This window comes from Caballeronia arationis (genome assembly GCF_001544975.2).
Classification (GTDB): domain Bacteria; phylum Pseudomonadota; class Gammaproteobacteria; order Burkholderiales; family Burkholderiaceae; genus Caballeronia; species Caballeronia arationis.
In genome coordinates, this window is the sequence record NZ_FCOG02000237.1 from 1 (window position 1) to 5,708 (window position 5,708).

2 tRNA genes and 3 rRNA genes are annotated in these 5,708 nt (G+C 53.0%); all 5 read right to left on the reverse strand.

The features are described from left to right. Positions 1-54: 54 nt before the first annotated feature. Positions 55-168: ribosomal RNA gene (gene rrf, locus AWB81_RS39905) — 5S ribosomal RNA — on the reverse strand. A gap of 226 nt (positions 169-394) precedes the next feature. Next, positions 395-3,274: ribosomal RNA gene (locus tag AWB81_RS39910) — 23S ribosomal RNA — on the reverse strand. A 295-nt stretch (positions 3,275-3,569) separates the two neighbouring features. Further along, a tRNA-Ala gene (locus AWB81_RS39915) sits at positions 3,570-3,645 on the reverse strand. Positions 3,646-3,702: 57 nt separating this feature from the next. Then, positions 3,703-3,779 (reverse strand) — tRNA-Ile (locus AWB81_RS39920). Between the two features lie 61 nt (positions 3,780-3,840). After that, a 16S ribosomal RNA gene (locus AWB81_RS39925) occupies positions 3,841-5,371 on the reverse strand. Together the 16S, 23S and 5S rRNA genes with 2 tRNA genes alongside form the textbook arrangement of a ribosomal RNA operon. Positions 5,372-5,708: the final 337 nt, after the last annotated feature.

A 5,708-nucleotide genomic window follows, 5' to 3' on the forward strand; every position in this document is an offset into this window, starting at 1 on the left:
GAACGCAAAAACCCCACCTTTGGGGGGTGGGGTTTTTGTTTTGCTGCATGAGGAGCCTGACGATTACCTACTTTCACACGGGAGATCCGCACTATCATCGGCGTGGAGTCGTTTCACGGTCCTGTTCGGGATGGGAAGGGGTGGTACCAACTCGCTATGGTCATCAGGCATGACTTGTTGTTGTGTCGTCTCGGTAAGGAGCCGCTACAACCAATCTGGGAAGAAGTAGTCGAACTGCGCAGGTTTAGGCGCGTTCGTGGTTACTGGTGTTACTTTGGGCTGTGCTTGTATTAGGCACAACACTTAATCTCAACCTGGCGTTTTGCGCCCCCTTCGGGGGTGGCCCTGAATAAGCGCTAAAGCGCTAACTCATTGCGTAAAACACACTGGTTATAGGATCAAGCCTTACGGGCAATTAGTATCAGTTAGCTTAATGCATTACTGCACTTCCACACCTGACCTATCAACGTCCTGGTCTAGAACGACCCTTCAAGGGGATCAAGTCCCCAGGGATATCTCATCTTAAGGCGAGTTTCCCGCTTAGATGCTTTCAGCGGTTATCTCTTCCGAACATAGCTACCCGGCGATGCCACTGGCGTGACAACCGGTACACCAGAGGTTCGTCCACTCCGGTCCTCTCGTACTAGGAGCAGCCCCCTTCAAATATCCAACGCCCACGGCAGATAGGGACCAAACTGTCTCACGACGTTTTAAACCCAGCTCACGTACCTCTTTAAATGGCGAACAGCCATACCCTTGGGACCGGCTACAGCCCCAGGATGAGATGAGCCGACATCGAGGTGCCAAACACCGCCGTCGATATGAACTCTTGGGCGGTATCAGCCTGTTATCCCCAGAGTACCTTTTATCCGTTGAGCGATGGCCCTTCCATACAGAACCACCGGATCACTATGACCTGCTTTCGCACCTGCTCGACTTGTCGGTCTCGCAGTTAAGCACGCTTATGCCATTGCACTATCAGCACGATTTCCGACCGTACCTAGCGTACCTTCGTACTCCTCCGTTACACTTTGGGAGGAGACCGCCCCAGTCAAACTGCCTACCATGCACTGTCCCCGACCCGGATCACGGGCCAAGGTTAGAACCTCAAACAAACCAGGGTGGTATTTCAAGGACGGCTCCACCGAAACTAGCGTTCCGGTTTCATAGCCTCCCACCTATCCTACACAGATCGGTTCAAAGTCCAATGCAAAGCTACAGTAAAGGTTCATGGGGTCTTTCCGTCTAGCCGCGGGGAGATTGCATCATCACAAACACTTCAACTTCGCTGAGTCTCGGGAGGAGACAGTGTGGCCATCGTTACGCCATTCGTGCAGGTCGGAACTTACCCGACAAGGAATTTCGCTACCTTAGGACCGTTATAGTTACGGCCGCCGTTTACCGGGACTTCAATCAAGAGCTTGCACCCCATCATTTAATCTTCCGGCACCGGGCAGGCGTCACACCCTATACGTCCACTTTCGTGTTTGCAGAGTGCTGTGTTTTTATTAAACAGTCGCAGCCACCAGTTTATTGCAACCCCTTCACCCTTCTCGCGCAGGCGAGTCAAGCTACAGGGGCGTACCTTATCCCGAAGTTACGGTACCAATTTGCCGAGTTCCTTCTCCCGAGTTCTCTCAAGCGCCTTAGAATACTCATCTCGCCCACCTGTGTCGGTTTGCGGTACGGTCATCGTTAGACTGAAGCTTAGAGGCTTTTCTTGGAACCACTTCCGATTGCTTCTTCACCGAAGTGAATGGCCTCACACCCTTGAATTCCGCGCCCGGATTTGCCTAAGCGCCTTCTCCAATGCAAGGACCGGGACTTCCAACACCCGGACAACCTTCCGCGATCCGTCCCCCCATCGCATCTAACGACGGTGCAGGAATATTAACCTGCTTCCCATCAGCTACGCATTTCTGCCTCGCCTTAGGGGCCGACTCACCCTACGCCGATGAACGTTGCGTAGGAAACCTTGGGCTTACGGCGAGGGGGCTTTTCACCCCCTTTATCGCTACTCATGTCAGCATTCGCACTTCCGATACCTCCAGCGCACTTTTCAATGCACCTTCGCAGGCTTACGGAACGCTCTCCTACCATGCACATAAATGTGCATCCGCAGCTTCGGTGACTGGCTTAGCCCCGTTACATCTTCCGCGCAGGACGACTCGATCAGTGAGCTATTACGCTTTCTTTAAAGGATGGCTGCTTCTAAGCCAACCTCCTGACTGTTTTAGCCTTCCCACTTCGTTTCCCACTTAGCCAATCTTAGGGACCTTAGCTGGCGGTCTGGGTTGTTTCCCTCTTGACACCGGACGTTAGCACCCGATGTCTGTCTCCCGTGATTGCACTCTTCGGTATTCGGAGTTTGCTATGGCGTAGTAATCCGCAATGGACCCCACAACCATGACAGTGCTCTACCCCCGAAGGTGATACACGAGGCACTACCTAAATAGTTTTCGGAGAGAACCAGCTATTTCCAAGTTTGTTTAGCCTTTCACCCCTATCCACAGCTCATCCCCTAACTTTTCAACGTTAGTGGGTTCGGTCCTCCAGTACGTGTTACCGCACCTTCAACCTGGCCATGGATAGATCACTTGGTTTCGGGTCTACGCCCAGCAACTGAACGCCCTATTCGGACTCGCTTTCGCTACGCCTGCCTTAATCAGTTAAGCTTGCTACTGAACGTAAGTCGCTGACCCATTATACAAAAGGTACGCCGTCACCCGTTTCCAGGCTCCGACTGTTTGTATGCATGCGGTTTCAGGATCTATTTCACTCCCCTCCCGGGGTTCTTTTCGCCTTTCCCTCACGGTACTGGTTCACTATCGGTCGATCACGAGTATTTAGCCTTGGAGGATGGTCCCCCCATCTTCAGACAGGATTTCACGTGTCCCGCCCTACTTGTCGTACACCTAGTTCTTCCTCACTGTTTTCGCCTACAGGGCTATCACCTGCTATGGCCGCACTTTCCAGAGCGTTCGGCTAACAACGAAGATAAAGAGTACAGGCTGATCCCATTTCGCTCGCCACTACTTTGGGAATCTCGGTTGATTTCTTTTCCTGCGGTTACTTAGATGTTTCAGTTCACCGCGTTCGCTTCACGTAGCCTATGTATTCAGCTACGGATACTCCATAAGGAGTGGGTTTCCCCATTCGGACATCTTCGGATCAAAGCTCGTTTGCCAGCTCCCCGAAGCTTTTCGCAGGCTACCGCGTCCTTCATCGCCTGTGATCGCCAAGGCATCCACCACATGCACTTGTTCGCTTGACCCTATAACGAGTGTGTCTCCGCCTTTCGACTTCGAACCCACCCACCATAGGTTGAGTATTCGCGTTGTGCCGTATTCCAAAGCAATCTTTCGATCACTTTTTAATACATTGATACAATCACAACCCTGATCACCCTACTCACACCCATCTCTAAGTGCTTTCAAATAATCTCTTTACTACTTCTTCCAGATTGTTAAAGAACGACAGCCGATATCTACACTTTCCAATATCGCTCTGACTGGCTCAATCGCCAATGGATAACCCGCTCTGTTGCCAGAACCTTATCCATTGAAGATTGGTGGAGGATGACGGGATCGAACCGACGACCCCCTGCTTGCAAAGCAGGTGCTCTCCCAGCTGAGCTAATCCCCCGGGTGCCATGCTAGCGGGTCTCGCTCCTACTACCTTCGGTCGCGCACGCACTTGGGGTGGTGGGTCTGGTTGGATTCGAACCAACGACCCCCGCCTTATCAAGACGGTGCTCTAACCGACTGAGCTACAGACCCTTAGCCTGTCTTCTTACAGCCGATAAGCGTGAACGCTCAACTTTGACACTTCAAGCTCGAGAAAGGAGGTGATCCAGCCGCACCTTCCGATACGGCTACCTTGTTACGACTTCACCCCAGTCATGAATCCTACCGTGGTGACCGTCCTCCTTGCGGTTAGACTAGCCACTTCTGGTAAAACCCACTCCCATGGTGTGACGGGCGGTGTGTACAAGACCCGGGAACGTATTCACCGCGGCATGCTGATCCGCGATTACTAGCGATTCCAGCTTCACGCAGTCGAGTTGCAGACTGCGATCCGGACTACGATCGGTTTTCTGGGATTGGCTCCACCTCGCGGCTTAGCGACCCTCTGTTCCGACCATTGTATGACGTGTGAAGCCCTACCCATAAGGGCCATGAGGACTTGACGTCATCCCCACCTTCCTCCGGTTTGTCACCGGCAGTCTCCTTAGAGTGCTCTTGCGTAGCAACTAAGGACAAGGGTTGCGCTCGTTGCGGGACTTAACCCAACATCTCACGACACGAGCTGACGACAGCCATGCAGCACCTGTGCGCCGGTTCTCTTTCGAGCACTCCCGCCTCTCAGCAGGATTCCGACCATGTCAAGGGTAGGTAAGGTTTTTCGCGTTGCATCGAATTAATCCACATCATCCACCGCTTGTGCGGGTCCCCGTCAATTCCTTTGAGTTTTAATCTTGCGACCGTACTCCCCAGGCGGTCAACTTCACGCGTTAGCTACGTTACTAAGGAAATGAATCCCCAACAACTAGTTGACATCGTTTAGGGCGTGGACTACCAGGGTATCTAATCCTGTTTGCTCCCCACGCTTTCGTGCATGAGCGTCAGTATTGGCCCAGGGGGCTGCCTTCGCCATCGGTATTCCTCCACATCTCTACGCATTTCACTGCTACACGTGGAATTCTACCCCCCTCTGCCATACTCTAGCCTGCCAGTCACAAATGCAGTTCCCAGGTTAAGCCCGGGGATTTCACATCTGTCTTAACAGACCGCCTGCGCACGCTTTACGCCCAGTAATTCCGATTAACGCTCGCACCCTACGTATTACCGCGGCTGCTGGCACGTAGTTAGCCGGTGCTTATTCTTCCGGTACCGTCATCCTCCCCAGGTATTAACCAGGAAGTTTTCTTTCCGGACAAAAGTGCTTTACAACCCGAAGGCCTTCTTCACACACGCGGCATTGCTGGATCAGGCTTGCGCCCATTGTCCAAAATTCCCCACTGCTGCCTCCCGTAGGAGTCTGGGCCGTGTCTCAGTCCCAGTGTGGCTGGTCGTCCTCTCAGACCAGCTACAGATCGTCGCCTTGGTAGGCCTTTACCCCACCAACTAGCTAATCTGCCATCGGCCGCCCCTTGAGCGAGAGGTCTTGCGATCCCCCCCTTTCCTCCGTAGAGCGTATGCGGTATTAATCCGGCTTTCGCCGGGCTATCCCCCACTCCAGGACACGTTCCGATGTATTACTCACCCGTTCGCCACTCGCCACCAGGGTTGCCCCCGTGCTGCCGTTCGACTTGCATGTGTAAGGCATGCCGCCAGCGTTCAATCTGAGCCAGGATCAAACTCTTCAGTTCAATGCCTGTTACTGTTTTCGGTTCAGTTAAGAACCGGTCGCTCACTCAACGTACTGACAAGTTCTACTGAGCATCCCCATCACTGGAAACACCCGCGCAAAACCTACCTCTATACAAAGTGTGAGACTTGATTACTTTCGCTTTTACCGGCATCCGAAGATCCCGGCGCGTCGCCATCAAGCGCCCACACTTATCGGCTGTTAGTTTTTAAAGAACATTCGCACAACCCGGCGCCCCAACCCTCGGTCGCCTTAAAAGCTCAGCAGCTCAACTACCGCCACCACCGCTTCCGTTCTGCGTCGCTGCATCAGCAGCAGAGAAACGAGATTATGAAGAA